Here is a 503-nt window from a genome sequence, read left to right as displayed (position 1 = left end):
CACCGACAGCGCATGCAACGCCACGTCATACGCCTTGCGGCCGCTTTCGTAGACGTGCAGCACCCCCATCGCTTTGGCCACGTCCTCGAACGGCAGCATGATCTCGAACGGGTAGTCGCTGTCCGGGTTGTAGTCGCAGTTGGCGCCCAGCACCATCGAGAGCACCGTCAGCGCCTCGCGGCTTTCCGAACGCGCAGCAATACGCATCGGTTTGGGACGGTAATCCGGGTTATTGCGTTGGGTATAGGGGATATAGCCCTGCCGGCGCAGACCGATCAGGTCATCATTACGCCGCCAGTCGTGACTGCTCAGGCGCGCCACCACCTTGCTCGCCATGCCCTTCGGCACCCGGCAGCACAGGTTTGGGGTGTAACGACGATGAATTTTTTGTTGCCCGCGCCGCAGCGCATTATTGGCACCACGGCGTGAAATGATTGATTTTACAGGATTTACCTGCGCGGCATGTTGACTATGCACGTTCCCCTGCACTTAGGGTCGGCAGG

Annotated in this window: 1 protein-coding gene; it reads right to left on the bottom strand. The window is 60.0% G+C overall.

All coding sequences use genetic code 11. The features are described from left to right. On the bottom strand, positions 1 to 477 hold a 477-nt coding region (locus tag DVK03_RS19420; protein WP_199717514.1), incomplete at its 3' end, for a hypothetical protein. Positions 478 to 503: the final 26 nt, after the last annotated feature.

The organism is Haloferax sp. Atlit-109R, from assembly GCF_003665865.1.
GTDB classification, from domain to species: domain Archaea; phylum Halobacteriota; class Halobacteria; order Halobacteriales; family Haloferacaceae; genus Haloferax; species Haloferax volcanii.
The sequence above is the reverse complement of the archived record's forward strand: the minus strand, read 5'-3'. Positions and strand labels throughout refer to the sequence as shown.